This window comes from Nocardia fodinahabitans, from assembly GCF_052983615.1.
This window is the reverse complement of record NZ_JBRJJC010000001.1, coordinates 356,832-372,722: the sequence shown is the minus strand read 5'-3', so window position 1 is coordinate 372,722 and position 15,891 is coordinate 356,832. Positions and strand designations below refer to the sequence as shown.

The 15,891-nt window shown below is 70.7% G+C and carries 15 protein-coding genes; 7 read left to right on the top strand and 8 right to left on the bottom strand.

Features of this window, described 5'->3' with window-relative positions:
- Positions 1 to 3: 3 nt before the first annotated feature.
- Positions 4 to 1,164: an acyl-CoA dehydrogenase family protein gene (locus NV348_RS01745; RefSeq protein ID WP_447145369.1), complete on the bottom strand. Its 1,161-nt coding sequence runs from the start codon at positions 1,162 to 1,164 to the stop codon at positions 4 to 6.
- Positions 1,165 to 1,310: 146 nt separating this feature from the next.
- On the opposite strand from NV348_RS01745, the gene NV348_RS01740 reads away from it, so the two are divergent.
- The 3 genes from NV348_RS01740 (at position 1,311) to NV348_RS01730 (ending at position 4,871) form a co-directional block, all read left to right on the top strand.
- Positions 1,311 to 2,246: a PDR/VanB family oxidoreductase gene (locus tag NV348_RS01740; RefSeq protein ID WP_447145368.1), complete on the top strand. Its 936-nt coding sequence runs from the start codon at positions 1,311 to 1,313 to the stop codon at positions 2,244 to 2,246.
- Positions 2,247 to 3,153: 907 nt separating this feature from the next.
- Positions 3,154 to 3,600 carry a nitroreductase/quinone reductase family protein gene (locus tag NV348_RS01735; protein ID WP_447145367.1) on the top strand — a complete coding sequence of 149 codons (447 nt, stop codon included), beginning with the start codon at positions 3,154 to 3,156 and terminating at the stop codon, positions 3,598 to 3,600.
- Between the two features lie 353 nt (positions 3,601 to 3,953).
- Entirely contained in the window at positions 3,954 to 4,871 is a 918-nt protein-coding gene (locus NV348_RS01730) for a hypothetical protein (RefSeq protein WP_447145366.1), read from the top strand.
- Positions 4,872 to 5,045: 174 nt separating this feature from the next.
- On the opposite strand, the gene NV348_RS01725 is transcribed toward NV348_RS01730, so the two are convergent.
- Entirely contained in the window at positions 5,046 to 6,272 is a 1,227-nt protein-coding gene (locus NV348_RS01725; RefSeq protein WP_447145365.1) for a cytochrome P450 family protein, read from the bottom strand.
- 153 nt (positions 6,273 to 6,425) lie between these two features.
- Between NV348_RS01725 and NV348_RS01720 the strand changes: the two genes are divergently transcribed.
- On the top strand, positions 6,426 to 6,887 hold the full coding sequence (locus NV348_RS01720; protein WP_447145364.1) for a PaaI family thioesterase: 462 nt from the start codon (positions 6,426 to 6,428) through the stop codon (positions 6,885 to 6,887).
- A 66-nt stretch (positions 6,888 to 6,953) separates the two neighbouring features.
- On the opposite strand, the gene NV348_RS01715 is transcribed toward NV348_RS01720, so the two are convergent.
- The 6 genes from NV348_RS01715 to NV348_RS01690 are packed head-to-tail and all read right to left on the bottom strand — an operon-like array spanning position 6,954 to position 11,918.
- Complete coding sequence (locus tag NV348_RS01715) at positions 6,954 to 7,796, bottom strand: acyl-ACP desaturase (protein ID WP_447145363.1); 843 nt, start codon at positions 7,794 to 7,796, stop codon at positions 6,954 to 6,956.
- Between the two features lie 5 nt (positions 7,797 to 7,801).
- Positions 7,802 to 8,635 (bottom strand): SAM-dependent methyltransferase, encoded by an 834-nt coding sequence (locus NV348_RS01710; protein WP_447145362.1) that lies wholly within the window; start codon positions 8,633 to 8,635, stop codon positions 7,802 to 7,804.
- Positions 8,632 to 8,895, bottom strand: coding sequence for an acyl carrier protein (locus tag NV348_RS01705; protein WP_447145361.1), 264 nt, complete (start codon positions 8,893 to 8,895; stop codon positions 8,632 to 8,634). The genes NV348_RS01710 and NV348_RS01705 overlap by 4 nt, the downstream gene beginning before the upstream one ends.
- Positions 8,892 to 9,437, bottom strand: a complete 546-nt coding sequence (locus tag NV348_RS01700; protein ID WP_447145360.1) for a PaaI family thioesterase — start codon at positions 9,435 to 9,437, stop codon at positions 8,892 to 8,894. Before NV348_RS01700 ends, NV348_RS01705 begins: the two co-directional genes overlap by 4 nt.
- The gene (locus NV348_RS01695) at positions 9,437 to 10,225 is read right to left on the bottom strand and encodes a ferritin-like domain-containing protein (protein ID WP_447145359.1); all 789 of its coding nucleotides are present in this window, start codon (positions 10,223 to 10,225) and stop codon (positions 9,437 to 9,439) included. Before NV348_RS01695 ends, NV348_RS01700 begins: the two co-directional genes overlap by 1 nt.
- 40 nt (positions 10,226 to 10,265) lie before the next feature.
- Entirely contained in the window at positions 10,266 to 11,918 is a 1,653-nt protein-coding gene (locus NV348_RS01690; RefSeq protein WP_447145358.1) for an AMP-binding protein, read from the bottom strand.
- A gap of 213 nt (positions 11,919 to 12,131) precedes the next feature.
- Here NV348_RS01690 and NV348_RS01685 point away from each other — a divergent pair, with 213 nt between their 5' ends.
- The 3 genes from NV348_RS01685 to NV348_RS01675 are packed head-to-tail and all read left to right on the top strand — an operon-like array spanning position 12,132 to position 15,885.
- Positions 12,132 to 13,370 (top strand): cytochrome P450, encoded by a 1,239-nt coding sequence (locus NV348_RS01685; protein ID WP_447145357.1) that lies wholly within the window; start codon positions 12,132 to 12,134, stop codon positions 13,368 to 13,370.
- On the top strand, positions 13,367 to 14,590 hold the full coding sequence (locus NV348_RS01680; protein ID WP_447145356.1) for a cytochrome P450: 1,224 nt from the start codon (positions 13,367 to 13,369) through the stop codon (positions 14,588 to 14,590). The genes NV348_RS01685 and NV348_RS01680 overlap by 4 nt, the downstream gene beginning before the upstream one ends.
- A complete protein-coding gene (locus NV348_RS01675; protein ID WP_447145355.1) occupies positions 14,587 to 15,885 on the top strand; it encodes an NAD(P)/FAD-dependent oxidoreductase in 1,299 nt (432 codons plus the stop codon). Before NV348_RS01680 ends, NV348_RS01675 begins: the two co-directional genes overlap by 4 nt.
- Positions 15,886 to 15,891 lie beyond the last annotated feature (6 nt).

Here is a 15,891-nt window from a genome sequence, read left to right as displayed (position 1 = left end):
CTCTCAGCGCGGCCCGCGCAGGACGCGCCGCGCGATCGACCAGCGCAGCACCTCCGACGGACCCTCGTAGATGCGGAAAGCCCTGGCTTCCACCAGGAATCGGGCCACCAGGTGGTCCTCGCAGACCCCGAGGCCGCCGTGCAGCTGGACCGCGCGGTCGAGCACCCGCCAGACCGCCTCGGAGACGAAGGTCTTGGTGATCGAGGCCTCGTGCCGGGCCTGGGCGGAGGCGGCGCCGTGCTCGTCGATGGTGGCGGCGGTGGACCGGATCAGGCTGCGGGACGCGGCGATATCGATCTCGTTGTCGGCGATGAGGCCCTGGGCCAGACCGCGTTCGGCGATCGGCACCCCGAACGAGTAACGGCCGCTGATGTGGTCGGCGGTGAGCTGCTGGGCGCGCACGGCCAGGCCGAGCCAGTTCATGCAGAACACCAGGCGCGAGGGCGCCAGCCGGACCGCCGCCAGATCCAGGCCGCGGCCCACCGCGCCCAGGATCGCGGACTCGGGAACCTCGCAGTCGGCGAACTCGATCTCGCAGTGCCCGCCGGGCGCGCTGGTGTGGTCCAGCGTCGGCATCCGGCGGCCGACCTTCAGACCGGGGTTGTCCTGGTCGACCAGGAACATGGTCGGGCCGTCGGTGGTGGCGGCGACACAGATGGTGAACGCCGCGCCCTGCGCACCGGTGGTGAAGTGCTTGCGGCCGTTGATGACCCAGCCGGTGTCGGTCTCCTCGGCGACGGTGGCCAGCATCCGCGGGTCCGACCCCGCACCGGGCGCCGGTTCGGTCATGGCGATCGCCGAGCGGACCTCACCGGAGGCCAGCGGAGCCAGATACCGCTCGCGCTGTTCGGGATTCGCGACCGCGGCCAGCAGGTGGATGTTGCCGTCGTCGGGCGCCCAGGCGTTGACCGCGAGCGGGCCGAGCAGGCTGGCGCCCGCCGCTTCGAGCACCTCGGCCTGGGCCCTGGTGTCGAGGCCGAGGCCGCCGTACGCGGGATCCGAGAGCGGGCCGAAGACGCCGGCCTCCTTGGCCTTCTTCTGCAGGTCGAGGCGCAGGGCGTCGTCGGTGACCCGGCCACCGACCACGACCTCGCGTTCCACCGGGATGACGTGGTCTTGCACGAACTGCCTGGTCTTGGCGACCAGTTCCGCCACTGGAGTCATGCCGTCAGTGTCGGGTGGGGCGCGCACCGGGCGGCCCGACGATAGTGAATGTCGATCGCGCCAATCGTCTCGCCGCGCCAAAGGGGCGGACACGCCGGACGTCGAGCACGGTGAGACTCGACAACCATGCGGGCGAGGGGATGGCCATGACCGACGTGAGCGTGCGGGTGATCGAGCGCACCGACGAAGCCGACGCGGTATTCGCCCTGGTGCTCGCCGCGGCCGACGGCGGGGAACTGCCCGCCTGGACGCCGGGCGCGCACATCGACGTGGCGGTGGGCGAAGCCGGAGTCCGCCAGTACTCGCTGTGCGGCGACCCCGCCGAGCGGGACCGGTGGCGGATCGCGATCCTGCACGAGCCGACCGGCCGCGGCGGGTCCGCACACCTGTTCCACACGGCGCTGCCCGGCACCACCCTGTCGGTCTCGGGGCCCCGCAACAACTTCGAGCTGTCCGAGGCCCCGGAGTACACGTTCGTCGCGGGTGGCATCGGGATCACCCCGATCCTGCCGATGATCGTGGCCGCCGAGCGGGCGGGTGCGCGCTGGACGCTGCACTACGGCGCGCGCTCCCGCGCCCACATGGCCTTCGCCGAGACGCTCACCGCACGCTATCCGGCGGTGCGGCTGGTTCCCCAGGACGAGTCCGGTCTGCTGCCGGTGGCCGACATCATGGCCGAGCGACCCGGCGCGACCGTGTACTGCTGCGGCCCGGAACCGCTGCTGGCCGCGGTCGAGGCAGAGGGACAGCGGCAGAGCGTCACAGTACGCACGGAACGCTTCGTCCCGCGACAGCTCGAGCCCACCGGCGCCGACCAGGCCTTCGAGATCCAGCTGGCCCAGACCGGCCGGACGCTGCGGGTCGCCGCCGACCGCTCCATCGTCGACGTGCTGGAATCGGCTGGGGTCGCGGTCATCACCTCCTGCCGCGAAGGCACGTGCGGCAGCTGCGAGACGCTCGTCCTCGACGGCGAGGTGGACCACCGTGACTCCCTGCTCACCGGCGAGGAGCGCGAAAGCGGCAAGACGATGATGCTGTGCGTCTCCCGCGCCCGCTCGGAGGTCCTGGTCCTCGACCTGTGAGCTCGGGTGTCCGGGCAGGCCTCGTTCGGGTGGATCGTCCGAACGGGCGAGGCTGGTCGCAGTCCGTACAAACACAGGCCGACTGCTGACCGCCACGGCGGAACAGTCGCCGGCCACTGCGTCCTGTGTGGTCGGCCCGATGTGCCGGATCTCCGCCGAGGGGGGCGGTGCCGCCAGACGTGCATCGCTACCAGTGCAGGCTCACCCCGAGCCCTGGGACCAACACCGGTACGCCACCAGAAAGGGACATCTGATGAAGCTCACGGCCCGTGCCACATTGGCAACTTTGACTGCCGCAACGCTCCTACCGTTCACGACCAACCCTGCAGTGGCAGCCCCACCGACGTCACTCTGACCGCGGCAGGCGGCATCAACAAGGTCACCGTGACGGTCACGAACAACACCGCCGAAGCGCTCTCCGTGTGTCTGATAGCCGGCGGGCCCGATGCAGCAGGGCCTCCCGACCCGGCGTTCCCTATCGCCGACGTGGCCGCGGAGGCCGGTGCCCCCGGCACTCATTCGGCGACGATCCCAGATGTTCCCGCAGGGAACTACTTCGTCTACTGGGTCCATCATCGGCTACGAGACAGTCCGCCACGCGACCTCATTTCCGTCGCCACACCGCCGCGGTCTTCGTTCATCCGGTGCCGTTCTTCAAGGACCACAGGTTTTCACAGAAGGTAAAGGAGTCCTTAGGAAACCGCCGGCATGGTCGGCTGTCTTCTGATTTTCGCAGTAATCAATGGCGTCTGGCGGCACGGCTCAGGTGTTGCGGCGCCTTCCACGGCGCAGCAGAGTAGGAGGGGCGTGGCCGCTCCACACGGACGTGATGGGAGCCGGTGGTGTGCTCCACGTACCGCGTCTCGCCGGGCTTCTCCGGTTCGAGGCCGACAGATGGGTGAGCACGATGGTGAGTGAGCAAACGAAGGCCAGGATCCAGCACGATCTCGACACCCGGTTCGGCCGGTTCGGGGTGTGGCTCTATCGCGTGACGAAGGGCCGCATCGTGCGGCCGTGGGGGCGGCGAGTCCTGGTGCTGACGACCCGGGGCCGGCGCACCGGGCTGGCTCGGTCCGTTCTGCTCCAGTACTTCCCCGACGGCGCCGACCGCGTCGTCGTGGCCGCTAACAGTGGCCGCCCGACACATCCTGCCTGGTATCACAATCTGACCGCGACTCCCGCGGCGACGGTTGAGGTCGACGGGCACACCCTCACCGTCCGCGCCGTCGAGCTCGCCGACGTGGAGGCGGCGCGGTGGTGGCCGAGGGTGGTGGCGATCGCCCCGTCCTATGCCCGGATCCCCGAGCGGACCACCCGCCGCATCCCGTTGATCCGACTCGTCCCCACGGACTGATCGGCGATTCACGGTGCCGGGCCTCGCCCGCCTCGCCGGACCCGTCGTCGGATTCATCGGGCGCAGGCAGGAACGCGCCATCTGGACGAGCCTCGAGTGCTGGAATCGCCGACGGCTAGTTGTGATGTCCGGGAGGTTCGGACCGGCCGCCGGGTCTCGAGGACTCGCCCGCGATCGCGGCAGCCGGCGCGATATTCGCCCTGGTGCTCGCCGCGGTCGACGGTGGCGGATCGCGATACTCGGAGGTTCTGGTCCTCGACCTGTGAGCTCGGGTGCCTTCGGCCGATCCTGGTCGGCGGGGCGATCTGTCATCCGGACGGCGGAACACTGGTCGCATTCAGTAGATTCGACCGATGACCGCGACCTCCACCGCCCTGTATTGCGGGACGCACTGGGATGAGCAGGGCCGGTGGTTCTACGAGGTGATCCGCGAGGACGGCAGTACCGAGCTGCTGCCCGGGATCGGGACGCGGTTGGCGTTCCGGCTCACCGGGGCCGGGCGGTTCTGTCTCGGGTACCACGGGTTCGGCGCCGGGCGCAGGGGGCGTCAGGCGTGCCCGAGCCGGGCCCGGGTCGACAGCGGCAAGCAGTGTGCGCAGTGCCGGATCACCGAGGGGTGGTCGGTGGTGCACAGCCATCGCGGGCCGCTCACGGCGCTGCCCGAGCAGGTGCGCGGGTATGTCGCGCAGCCCCATCACCTCTACATCGCCTACTTCGGCGACGGGATGGCCAAGGTCGGGACCGCGTCGGCGGTGCGGCGGCAGCGGCGGCTCTTCGAGCAGGGCGCGCTGGTGGCCCGCTTCATCACCGACTCCCCGGACGGGCTGCACGTGCGGGAACTGGAGCGGGTCGTCTCGGAGCGGGCGGGGCTGCGGCAGGCGGTCGCCGGCGCCACCAAGACCCGCATCCTGACCAAGCCGCTACGGCCGTGGTCGGCGCTGGAAGCCGCCGTCGCCGGCGCCGCCGACCACGCGGCGAGCGCCCTGCCCGACGACATCACCCGCACCGACACCGCGTGGTCCGGCGGTCGGGACTTCTACGCCACGATCCTCGCGCGTGGCCGCTACCCCGACGCCATCGAATTCGCCGAGGACTCCGGCGAGTACGTCCTCGACGCCGTCACCGCCCACGGACACACCATCGCCTGCGCCGACGACACGGGCGCCGGCGAACTCGTCCTGGTCAACGACTCCCGGCTCATCGGCCGCCGCATCGAACTCGACCCCACGATCACCGCGGTGACCGCGCCCGCCCAGACCAGCCTGTTCTGACCGAGGCCGCGATCAGGTGTCGCCGCCCTGGGCGGCAGCCGCACCAAGGCAGGCGACAGCTCGATGAGCTTCCCAGGGAGCTCGCCCGAACCGGTGGCGATCGAAGAAGGCCGCAGGCGCGGCAGCAGAAGTCCGGATCGAGGTGCCGATGGTGCGCCGAGCCGGTGACGTGGTTCAGCGCACCCGGACGGGGAGTTCGAGGAGGCCGCGGATCAGTGTGCTGGTCTGCCAGTGGCCGGTGGCGGCGGCATCGGCCAGGCGCAGGCCGGGGAAGCGGTGGAGCAGGGCGGTGAAGGCGATCTCGGCTTCGAGGCGGGCCAGGGGAGCGCCGACGCAGAAGTGGATGCCGTGGCCGAAGGCCAGGTGGCCGGTGGGGTGGCCGTCGGTGGTGAGGTCGTCGGAGTCGGTGAAGCGGGCCGGGTCGCGGTTGGCGGCGGCCAGTGCGACATAGACGAGTTCGCCCGCGGGAATCTCGGTGCCGCCCAGGGTGATCGGCTCGGCGGTGTAGCGGACGGTGGCCATGTCGACCGGGCCGTCGAAGCGCAGGAACTCCTCGATCGCGGCGGGGATGCCCGCCGGATCGGCGCACAGCGCCTGCCACTGATCAGGGCGGCGTAGCAGGGCGTTGACGCCGTTGCCGATGAGATTGACTGTGGTCTCGTGCCCGGCGACCAACAGCAGGAACGCCATCGACACCAGCTCGCGATCGGTGAGCCGGTCGCCGTCGTCGTCGGCCAGCACCAGCTGGGAGAGCAGATCGTCGGCGTGCTCGCTCTGCTTGGCGCGCACCAGGTTCGCCAGGTAGGCGACCATCGCCGCCGAAGCCGCGGGGCGTTCGTCGTCCTCGCCTTCGCCGACGACCGTCACCAGGGCCCTGGTCCAGGTCTGGAAGTCGTCGCGGTCGGCGTACGGGACCCCGAGCAGCTCGCAGATCACCGTGACCGGCAGCGGATTGGCGAACTCGTCCATCAGGTCGACCTGGTCGCGTTCGGCCATCGCGTCCAGCAGCGACTCGGTGATCTGCTCGATCCGCGGGCGCAGCGCCGCGACCTGCTTGGCGGTGAAGGCCTTGTTGACCAGTTTGCGCAGCCGCGTGTGCGCGGGCGGATCGGTGCTCAGCATGTGGCTCAGCAGCGCGACCACATTCGGGTCGCTCGGGGTCGACCCGCGCTTGGCGTGCACGATCCCGTCGATCCGGACGATGTCCTTGAGTAGTCGGGGATCGGCCAGTGCCACCCGGGCTTCGGCGTAGCCGATGACCACCCAGCGCACGACGTCGTCGGGGAAACGGACCCGATGGACCGGGCCGTCGGCGCGCCAGCGCCGGTAGTGCGCGTGCGGATCGTCGAAGAAGTCGGCCTCGATGGACTCGACGCGGGCAGCAGCGGTGGTGTCGGCCATCTGCCCGACGGTACCCGTGGCCGGTGCACGACTCACCGGGCGCGCGTGATCCCGATCAGCCGATCGGAGCTCGAAATGGAATGTCCTGTGGCAAGACGGAATTCACCGGGCGCTGATCGAATGGCGGAGGAATCGTCCGCAGGGAGGAAAACCATGACCACCACCGAAATCGACGCGACCGCCGACCGGCGGGTCGCCGAATTGACCGCGGTCTTCGAGCGCGGGTTGCAGGAGAAGCTGGGCGTCGGCGATTCGCTGGGAATTCGGCTGGAAAGCGCGTCGAAGGGCCGCACCCGGTACTACCTCGACCCGAATCCGGCGACCATCAACGCGATGTTCACCGTGCACGGCGGCGTACTCGCCACGCTCATGGACACCGCCATGGGCAGCGCGGTGTTCACCGAACTCGGCGACGGCGTCGCCTACACCACGCTGGAACTGAAGGTGAACTTCATCCGCGCGGTGACGCTCGACGGCAGCAGGCTCACTTGCGACGCCACCGCCGTGCACGTCGGCAGGCGGACCGCGACCGCCGAAGGTCGCATCACCGACGCCGCGGGCAAGCTGATCGCCCACGGCACGACCACGATTCTGGTGCTGGCACAGGGCAACTGACACCTGCGCGCCGAACGGGAACCGGCCGTGCGCGGATCACTCCGCGCACGGCCGGTTCCTGCCGGTTCAGGCCAGGGTGCGGCAGCCCTCGACGAAGGCGATGAGTTCGTCGACCGGCTCGGTGCGGGCGTCGACCGCGCGGTCGATCACCTTCACCAGGTGTTCGTAGGCGGCGGTGTGGTCGTAGTCGGCGACATCGGCGATCCGCAACGCCCACCGCCAGTAGCCGCGCAGCGTCTCCGACAGCGGCATCCGGAAATTCGCGACGACATCGCGGATCGGGGCCACCACCGCGTCACCGTCGTGGCGCAGATACCGGGTCACCACGTCGGCCATGAAGCTGAAATGCCGTGCCTCGTCGCGCGACAACCGGGTGAGCACCGTGGCCAGGACGGGGTCGGCGACCACGTCGCGCAGCTGCTGGTAGTACATCTGCGTCGCCTTCTCCTGCACCAGGGCGTAGGCGAAGAACTGGACGGGATGGTCGTAGGGCAGGTCGAACGGCTTGTGGCCCTCGATCGCCAGCTCCGACCGCAGGGTGTCGCGGTCGGCGATGCCCGCCGCCTCCTGATAGCGGGTCAGCGCCCTGGCGTGGGTGTCCTCCTCGAGGGCCCAGCGCACCGTGAAGTGGTAGAGCTCCCGATTGTGTTCGAAGGTCGGCAGATCCACGGTGTCGTCGACGGGGAAATGCCGGTGGTAGACGTCGAAGTAGCCGGGCAGGTGGTCTTCGATGAGGGTGACGAACTGGACCGCGGAGCGCTGTCCCTCGGTGAGCCTGCCCGCGTCGGCGGCGGCCCAGTCGACGGCGGTCTCCACATCCCAGGCGCGGGTCGCCGGGGACGCGGCCAGAAAGCCGTCGACCGCGGCGACCACGTCCCGCACGGGCAACAGCCCCGGTGTGGTGATCATGTCCCTCACCTGGCATTCCGGCAGACCAGCGCGTAATGCTTGGTGGTGTAACCCCAGCCCGCGTTGGCGATCTCGAGATAGTGGCGCAGCTTGGCGGCCAGGCCGGGGCCGTGCGCGTCGATGCGCGCGGCGGCGGCGTCGACATTGCCGATCCAGTCCTCGATGGTGCGCCGGTAGTGGTCGGTGAGATCGTCGACCGAGATCACCGAGAAGCCGGCGTTCTCGGCGGCGGCGATCAGCTCCGACAGCGGCCGCAGTTCACCGAAGCCGAAGATGTCCTCGCGGACGAAGCCGGTGCCGTCGCGATCGTCGAAGGCGCTGCGGGTGGCGGCATTACGGAAGCAGCTCTCCGACACATACAGCGTGCCGCCACGGCGCAGCACACCCCGCGCGCGGCGGAACACCTCGTCGGGGTCGGGCATGTGCACGATCGACCCCAGCAGCGTGACGGCGTCGAAACCGCGGGCGGGCAGGTCGAGCTGCTCGAAGTGCCCCACCCGCGTGCGCACCAGCTCGGCCACGCCGCGCGCCGCCGCCTGCTCGGCGATGTAGTCGTGCTGACGCGGCGCCGGGCTGACACCGAGGGTCCGGCAGCCCAGCTCGCTCGCCATGTACAGGATCAGCGAACCCCAGCCGCACCCCACATCGAGCAGCTGCTCGCCGCCGCGCAGCCCGAGCCGCTCGGCGACGAAGCGCAGCTTGTTGCGCTGGGCCGATTCCAATGTGTCGCGGTCGGATTCGTAGAGCGCCGAGCTGTACTTGCGCAGCGGATCGAGGAACTGCCCGAAGATGTCCGGGTCCAGATCGTAGTGCTGATTGGTATCGGCGACGACGGTCACGCGGACGCCTCCGCCACGGACCGTTCGACCACCGCGGTCACCTCGGCCAGGGTCGACATCCCGAAGACGTCGGCGTCCTCGAGCTCGATGTCGAAGGTGCGCTCGATGCGGGCGATCATCCGCAGCACCCGCACCGAGTCCACGCCCGCCATGGCGCGCAGGTCGGCGTCGGGGGTCAGGTCGGCGGCGGTCAGGCCGGTCTCGGTGATCGCGATCTCGGTGACCGTGCGCAGGATGGTGTCGGCGGAAGTGGTGGTCATGGCCGGGCTCCGTTCGGGGAGAGGGTGTTCGAGGTAGCGAGTGCGTGGTCGAGCAGGGCGACTTCGTTGTCGTCGAGGGTCAGCTGGTCGCGGACGGCATGCAGGTCGAACGGCTGATAGGTGGCCGTCGACGTCGCGCACACCGCGTCGTTCGCATCGAGGATCTCGGCGTGCGCGGGGATCGGGCCGTCGGCCCGCTCGGGCGGCAGCGTCGCCACACAGCGGTATTCGCGGTCGATCAGCAGGGGGGTGAGGAAGCGGGTGCGCTGGGAGACGGTGAACGCGGGGACATGGCGGGCCAGCACGATCAGGTTGCCCATCACCTCGTCGCACACGACGCCGATCAGGCCGCCGTGCACCACACCGGGATAGGACTCGAACGCGCGCCCGAGCCGGAACGCGGCCACCAGCGCGCCGTCGGCGCGCGGGGTGAAGGTCAAGCGCAGCCCGGTGGCGTTGTGCGGGGAACAGCCGAAGCAGTGGTAGTCGGGGATCACCGACCACGGCACCTCGACGGCGCCGGACTGCTCGCCGACGGTCATCAGGCGATGGCGTCGGCGAGGGCGCGGCGCACCTTCGCGTTGCTGGACAGGTCGAGCCCGGTGATGCCGGCGAAGGTGCGGCGCACCTTGTCGTGCAGTACCTCCAGCTCGCCCTCGGCGGCGACCTGCTCGAGGAACAGTTCGAAACCGGTGTCGATGGTCTCGTGGTCGCCGAGCTCGGCGATGCCTGCCTTGAAGGTGCTCACCGGGTGCTTGATCTTGGCCTCGGAGCTGTAGACGTAGAGCGTCTCGAGCACCGACGGCAGCTCCTCGGGACGCTGCTTCAGCCGCTCGGTGGTGTAGTGGATGAACTCGCGGGCGTGCCCGGCCTCGTCGCGACTGGCGTTGAGCAGCAACGTCTTCAGCACCGGCTCGGCCACCCAGCTCGACACCGCGCGGTACACGTGGTTGACGGTGAGCTCGGAGATGATGTTGGTGGCCAGCGTCGCCGAGGGCGTACTGCCCGGCGCGTACGGCTCACGCATCGCGTCCACGGCGCGGTCCTCGACGTCCTCGCCGATGGCGCGCAGCCAGGAGCGGAAGGCGTAGTGGTGTTGCACTTCCTGGTAACCCCACACCACCGCGAAGGTGGAGAAGTCGTAGTCGTCGACGAACTCGTCGAGGAAACCGTGCACGGCCGCGATCACATTGGACTCGCCCATCGCCGCGCTCTTGGCGAGGGTGATGTACTCCGGGCGGACCAGTGTCGGGTCGACGGTGGCCAGGTCGAGGTCGCTCAGTTTCCAGTGCAGGCGTTCGTAGTGGCGGAAGATGTCGAAGCTGTGCACTAGGCACTCCCATTCGATCGCAGGGGCGAGCGGCGCGGCGTCATCGCCGGCCGATCAGGTCGCGGGCGGCCAGCCGCTGGAGCTTGCCGCTACTGGTACGGGGGATGCTGCGCGGCGCGACGAGATGCACCTGCACGGCCGAGAGTCCGAGCCCGGCGGTGACGGCGGCGGCGATGGCCGCGGCGAGGGCCTCGGCCTCGGCGCCGGTGCGTTCGGTCTCGGCGATCAGCGCGATCACGTCGTCGCCGTCGGGATCGACGGCCGCGGTGCAGCGGCCCTTGTGGATGCCGTCGAGATCGCGGACCGCCGCCTCGACGTCCTGGGCGTAGTAGTTCACTCCCCGCACGGTGATCATGTCCTTGCAGCGGCCGGTGACGAACAGTTCGCCGTCGCGCCGATAGCCGAGATCGCCGGTGCGCAACCAGCCGTCGACGAAGCGGTCGGCGACCGCGTCGGGGTCGACGGTGAGGTAGCCGTCGGTGACGGGCGCACCCTGGATCAGGATCTCGCCGACCCGGCCGTCGGGCAGGTCGGCGCCGGTGTCGAGGTCGACGATCCGCAGCGCGATCCCCTCGACCGCGGCGCCGACCGAGGCGACCGCCCGCGCGCCGTCCTCGGTGCGCGAGACCGGCTCGGCGACAGCGGCATCCGAGAGCTGGGCGCGGTCGACCCAGTCGAAGCGGGGTTCGCGCAGCAGCGGCGGGAAGGCGACGGCGAGGGTCGCCTCGGCCATGCCGTAGACGCCGAACATGGTCGACGGCGCGAAGCCGGCGGGTGCGAACCGTTCGCGGAACGCCGTGACCACCGATTCCGAGATCGGTTCGGCGCCGTTGAACGCGATCCGCCAGTGGCTCAGGTCGTAGTCGGTGACCTGCTCGGGGGCGATCGCGTCGAGCAGTGCCTCGTAGCCGAAGTTCGGCATGGCGGTGATCGTGGTTCCGGTCGCGGCGAATTCGCTCAGCCAGCGGGCCGGGTCCTTCACGAACGCCAGCGGCGACCAGACGTGGGCGGGGATGCCGCGCAGCACCGCCGACAAGGTGCCGAACAGGCCCATGTCGTGGAACAGCGGCAGCCAGAAGCCGCCCTGATCGTCGAGACCCAGGTCGATGCCGGTGCGGATCGCGGCCAGCCCGCTCACCACATTGGCGTGGGTGAGCCGCACGCCCTTGGGCAGCGCGGTGCTGCCGGAGGTGAACTGCACGATCGCCAGGTCGTCGGGGCCGTGTTCCGGCAGCGCGTCCGGGTCGGCGGTGACATCGGTGACCAGGTCGGTGGTGTCGACGAACTCGACGCCGATGTCGCCGATCAACGGGATCATCGAGGCGAACCGCGGCGACACCAGCACGGTCCGCATGTCGGCGGCGGCGGTGATCGCGGCCAGCTTGGCCGGGTAGGCGGCGGTGGCACGGGCGCCGGCGGGCAGCGGCAGGGGAGTCCCCGCCCCGCCCGCCGCGGCGATGCCGAAGAGCGAGACCAGGAACTCCGGCGCGTTGGGACACAGCACGCCCACCGGCTCACCGCGGCCGATCCCGCGCCGGACCAGCGCCGTCGCCGCGGTCTGCGCGCGCAGCCGCAGCTCGGCGTAGTCGACCCGTTCCGACACCGACCAGAATGTCGCGGGCACCCGCGGATGCGCGGCGGCGACGCCGGCCAGCAGCGTGGTGAGCGTTTCGCCCGAACGCGAGGAATTCATGCCGGAAACGACAACAGTGCCATATGAAATCGCGTTGAACGAATACCGAAATACGCGCGCCGATAATCACAGTCGATCGTCCAATTGCGCTGCCCGATAAAGATATTCGGCTATCGCCCGATCGGAGCAGACAATACTGCACGAATTCGCGGCGGCCCGGCGGTGACGATGAGCGGCGAAATCCCCGCACCGCAAACGCCGTAGGAGCTGCTGGTGACTTCCGATCATGTCGCGATCGACGACCCGACTCCGGTGCAGATCGCGGTGCTGGAAAGCGTCGCACCGCACTGCCGCCACGACCCATATCGCAGTTACACGACACTGCGGGCCGCGGGCCCGTTCGTCCCCGGCCCGCACGGGATCCACTTCGTGCCCCGGCACGCCGAAGCCCAGGCCATCCTGAGCGATCCGCGCTGGAGCCACGCGGAGGAGCCGGAGCTGCTGCACGGCGACAGCGAGGTGGAACTGCCCGGCTCGTTCCTGTGGATGGAGCCACCGGACCACACCCGGCTGCGCGGGTTGGTCGGCAAGGCGTTCACCGCGCGCACCGTCGCGGGGCTGCACGAGCGGGCCGAGCGCCTGGTCGACGGCCTCCTGACGGCGATGCTGGCCGAGGGCGAGACCGACGCGCTGGAGGCGCTGGCCTACCCGGTGCCGCTGACGCTGATCTGCGAATTGCTCGGTGTCCCCGCCGAATCCCATGCCCACGTTCGCGAGATCTCCGCGCACATCGCCCGCGGCCTCGACCCGGACACCCTGCTCAGCCCGGCCGAACTGGCCGCCCGCACCACCGCCGTGCACGCGTTCACCGACTTCTTCGGCGACCTGATCGCCCAGCGCCGCCGCGACCCCCGCGACGACCTGATCACCGCGCTGGTCCAGGCCGAGGACGCCGGCGTGCGGCTGACCCGCACCGAACTGATCGGCACCCTGCTGATCCTGGTGGTGGCGGGCCACGAGACCACCGTCAACCTGATCGGCAACGGCCTGCTGGCACTGATCCGCCATCCCGACCAGTTCCGGCGGTTGCGCGAGGATCCGGCGCTGTGCGCGCCCGCGGTCGACGAGGTGCTGCGCTACGACCCGCCCGTGCACCTGACCACCCGCACCGCGCGGCACGAGATCGAGCTCGCAGGCCGGACTTTCGTGCCCGGTGACGCGGTGATCGTGCTGATCGGTTCGGCGGCCCGCGATCCCGGGGCCTTCCCGGACGCCGACCGGTTCGACATCGGCCGCTACCGGCCCGGTCAGCGTCCGGAGCGGCATCTGTCGTTCGGGCTCGGCCTGCACTACTGCCTCGGCGCCCCACTGGCCCGCCTGGAGATGCAGGCGGTGCTGCGGGCCGTGTCCACCCGGGTCGAGCGGATGCATCTGCTCGCCGAACCGCCGTATCGCCCGAACGTGGTCGTGCGCGGCATGTCCGAACTGCGAATCAGCCTGGAGGGCCGATGAGTACCGCTGTCCCCGCCGACCTCACCTTCGACGCGTTCGCGCCCGAGCATCGCGCCGACCCGTACTCCGCCTACCATCGTGTGCGCGAGGCGACGCCCCTGTTCCCCTACGCCCTCGGCGACGTCCCGGTGACGCTGGTGACCCGCTATGCGGAGTGTGCCGAAGTCCTCACCGGCGCCGACTGGGGCCACGGCTACGCGGCGGGGATCAGCCCGTTCCGCGACACCACCGCCGCCATCCCGGGGTCCTTCGTTCGGATGGACCCGCCCGAGCACGGCCGCTACCGCAAGCTGGTGGCGAAAGCGTTCACCCCCGCGACGATCGGCGAGCTGGCGCCGCTGGCGGGCACCGTGGTCGACGGGCTGGTCGACGCCGCGCTCGAACGCGGTGCGCTCGACGTGCTCGACGATCTGGCGGTGCCGCTGGCCGTCGCCATGGTCGCGGTGCGGCTGCTCGGCGCCGACGCGGCCGACGGACCCAGCTTCCGCGCCTGGCAATTGGCGATCGCGCGGGGCAGCGACCCCGACTCGCTGCTGGGGCCCGACGACATCAGCGCCCGCACCGACGCCGCGATCGCCTGCATGGGCCACTTCGCGCGGCTCATCGCCGAGAAGAAGCAGCAGCCGGGCCCCGACCTGCTCAGCGAACTGGTCGCGGCGAGCGTGTCCGGTGACCTCCCCAGCGAACCCGAGGTGATCGGGATGTCGCTGCTGCTGCTCGTCGCGGGCATGGAGACCTCGATCAACCTGATCGGCAACGGCCTGCTCGCGCTGCTGCGCCATCCCACCCAGCTGGCGCTGCTGCGCGCGCACCCCGAACTGATCGGGCCCGCGATCGACGAGATGCTGCGCTACGACGCGCCGACCCAGTTCACGATCCGGGTCGCGCTCGACGACACCGAGGTGGGCGGGCACACCTTCCGCCGTGGCGACGGTGTCGTGGTGCTCACCGGCTCGGCCAACCGCGACGAACGGGTCTACCGCGACGCCGACACCTTCGACATCACCCGGTTCACCGGAAACCGGCCGCCGCGCAAGCATCTCGGGTTCAGCCTGGGCATCCACTACTGCGTGGGCGCCCCCCTGGCCCGGCTCGAGGCCGAGGCCGCGATTCTCGCCCTGCTGGACCGGGCGCCCGCGCTGGCCCTGGCCGACGCGCCGATCGTGTACCGCCCCAGCCTGATCCACCGCGGCATCCTGCATCTGCCGGTGACGCTGTGACCGCGCGCCGCGGGCACGCGATCGTCATCGGCGCCGGGGTCGCCGGGCTGCTGGCCGCGCGGGTGCTCGCCGACACCTTCGAGCGGGTCACCCTGGTCGAACGCGACGAGCTCGACGCGAAAGAGACCGTGCGCCGCGGTGTTCCGCAGGCCTGGCACCTGCACGGCCTGCTCGACCGGGGCCGCCGCATCATGGAGGAGCTCTACCCGGGCTGCACCGAGCAGGCGGTCTCGGACGGCGCGACCGTCGCCGAGGTGCTGGTCGGCACCCGGTGGTATGTCGGCGGCTCCCGGCTCGCGGCGGGCTCGACCGGACTCACCTCGGTGATCGCGACCCGCTCCCTGCTCGAGGCGGTGCTGCGCAGGCGGACGCTGCGGCTGCGCGGCATCGAACTGCTGACCCGCACGACGGTGCGGGGCCTGGTCGGCGACGCCCGGCGGGTGCGCGCGGTGACCGTCCTCGGGCCCGCGGGCGAGCAGACCCTGTTCGCGGACCTGGTCGTCGACGCGGGCGGGCGCGGATCGCGGATCACCCAGTGGCTCACCGCGATCGGGGCCGAGGTGCCCGAGGAGGAGCGGCTCGACGTCGATCTCGGCTACGCGTCGCGATTCTTCCGGCACCGGCCCGGTCAGCTCGGCGGGCAGGCCTCGGTCATCGTCTCGACCGGTGCGAACGGGCGCGGTGGCGGCGCGGTCCGGGTGGAGGGCGATCGGTGGCACGTCACCCTCGCCGGGATGCTCGGCGATCATCCGCCGGTCGACGACGCGGGGTTCCGCGACTACGCCGCCTCGCTGTCGGCCCCCGACATCCACACCATCGTGATCGGCTCCGAACCGCTCGGCGACGCGGTGCCGTACCGATTCCGGACCGCGGTGCGCCGCCGCTTCGACCGCCAGAGCGCCCCGCCCGACGGACTGCTCGTGCTCGGCGACGCGTTGTGCGCCTTCAATCCCCTCTACGCCCAGGGCATGACGGTCGCCGCGCTGCAAGCCGCGGCGCTGCGCGAGTGTCTCGGCACGGGGGAGACCGACCTGCCCGCGCGGTACTACGCGGCCGCCGCGGGCGCCGTCGAGGTGGCCTGGCAGCTCGCCGCCGGCTCGGATCTGCGGCATCCCGGCGTCGAGGGGCGGCGCACGGTGCGGACCCGGCTCACCAACGTCTTCGTCAGCCGGGTGCAGCACGTCGCGCACCACGATCCGCGCGTGGCCAGGACCTTCCTGCGGGTCGCCCACCTGGTCGACCCGCCCGCCGCGCTCACCGCGCCGGGCACGCTGCGCCGCATCCTCCTTCCCTGACCACCC

What these genes read in the sequence shown, in the direction of transcription:
- NV348_RS01745 (WP_447145369.1), bottom strand. Translation starts at nt 1,164, where the DNA reads ATGACTCCAGTGGCGGAACTGGTCGCCAAGACCAGGCAGTTCGTGCAA.
- NV348_RS01740 (WP_447145368.1), top strand. Translation starts at nt 1,311, where the DNA reads ATGACCGACGTGAGCGTGCGGGTGATCGAGCGCACCGACGAAGCCGAC.
- NV348_RS01730 (WP_447145366.1), top strand. Translation starts at nt 3,954, where the DNA reads ATGACCGCGACCTCCACCGCCCTGTATTGCGGGACGCACTGGGATGAG.
- NV348_RS01680 (WP_447145356.1), top strand. Translation starts at nt 13,367, where the DNA reads ATGAGTACCGCTGTCCCCGCCGACCTCACCTTCGACGCGTTCGCGCCC.
- NV348_RS01700 (WP_447145360.1), bottom strand. Translation starts at nt 9,437, where the DNA reads ATGACCGTCGGCGAGCAGTCCGGCGCCGTCGAGGTGCCGTGGTCGGTG.
- NV348_RS01715 (WP_447145363.1), bottom strand. Translation starts at nt 7,796, where the DNA reads ATGATCACCACACCGGGGCTGTTGCCCGTGCGGGACGTGGTCGCCGCG.
- NV348_RS01725 (WP_447145365.1), bottom strand. Translation starts at nt 6,272, where the DNA reads ATGGCCGACACCACCGCTGCTGCCCGCGTCGAGTCCATCGAGGCCGAC.
- NV348_RS01720 (WP_447145364.1), top strand. Translation starts at nt 6,426, where the DNA reads ATGACCACCACCGAAATCGACGCGACCGCCGACCGGCGGGTCGCCGAA.
- NV348_RS01705 (WP_447145361.1), bottom strand. Translation starts at nt 8,895, where the DNA reads ATGACCACCACTTCCGCCGACACCATCCTGCGCACGGTCACCGAGATC.
- NV348_RS01690 (WP_447145358.1), bottom strand. Translation starts at nt 11,918, where the DNA reads ATGAATTCCTCGCGTTCGGGCGAAACGCTCACCACGCTGCTGGCCGGC.
- NV348_RS01735 (WP_447145367.1), top strand. Translation starts at nt 3,154, where the DNA reads ATGGTGAGTGAGCAAACGAAGGCCAGGATCCAGCACGATCTCGACACC.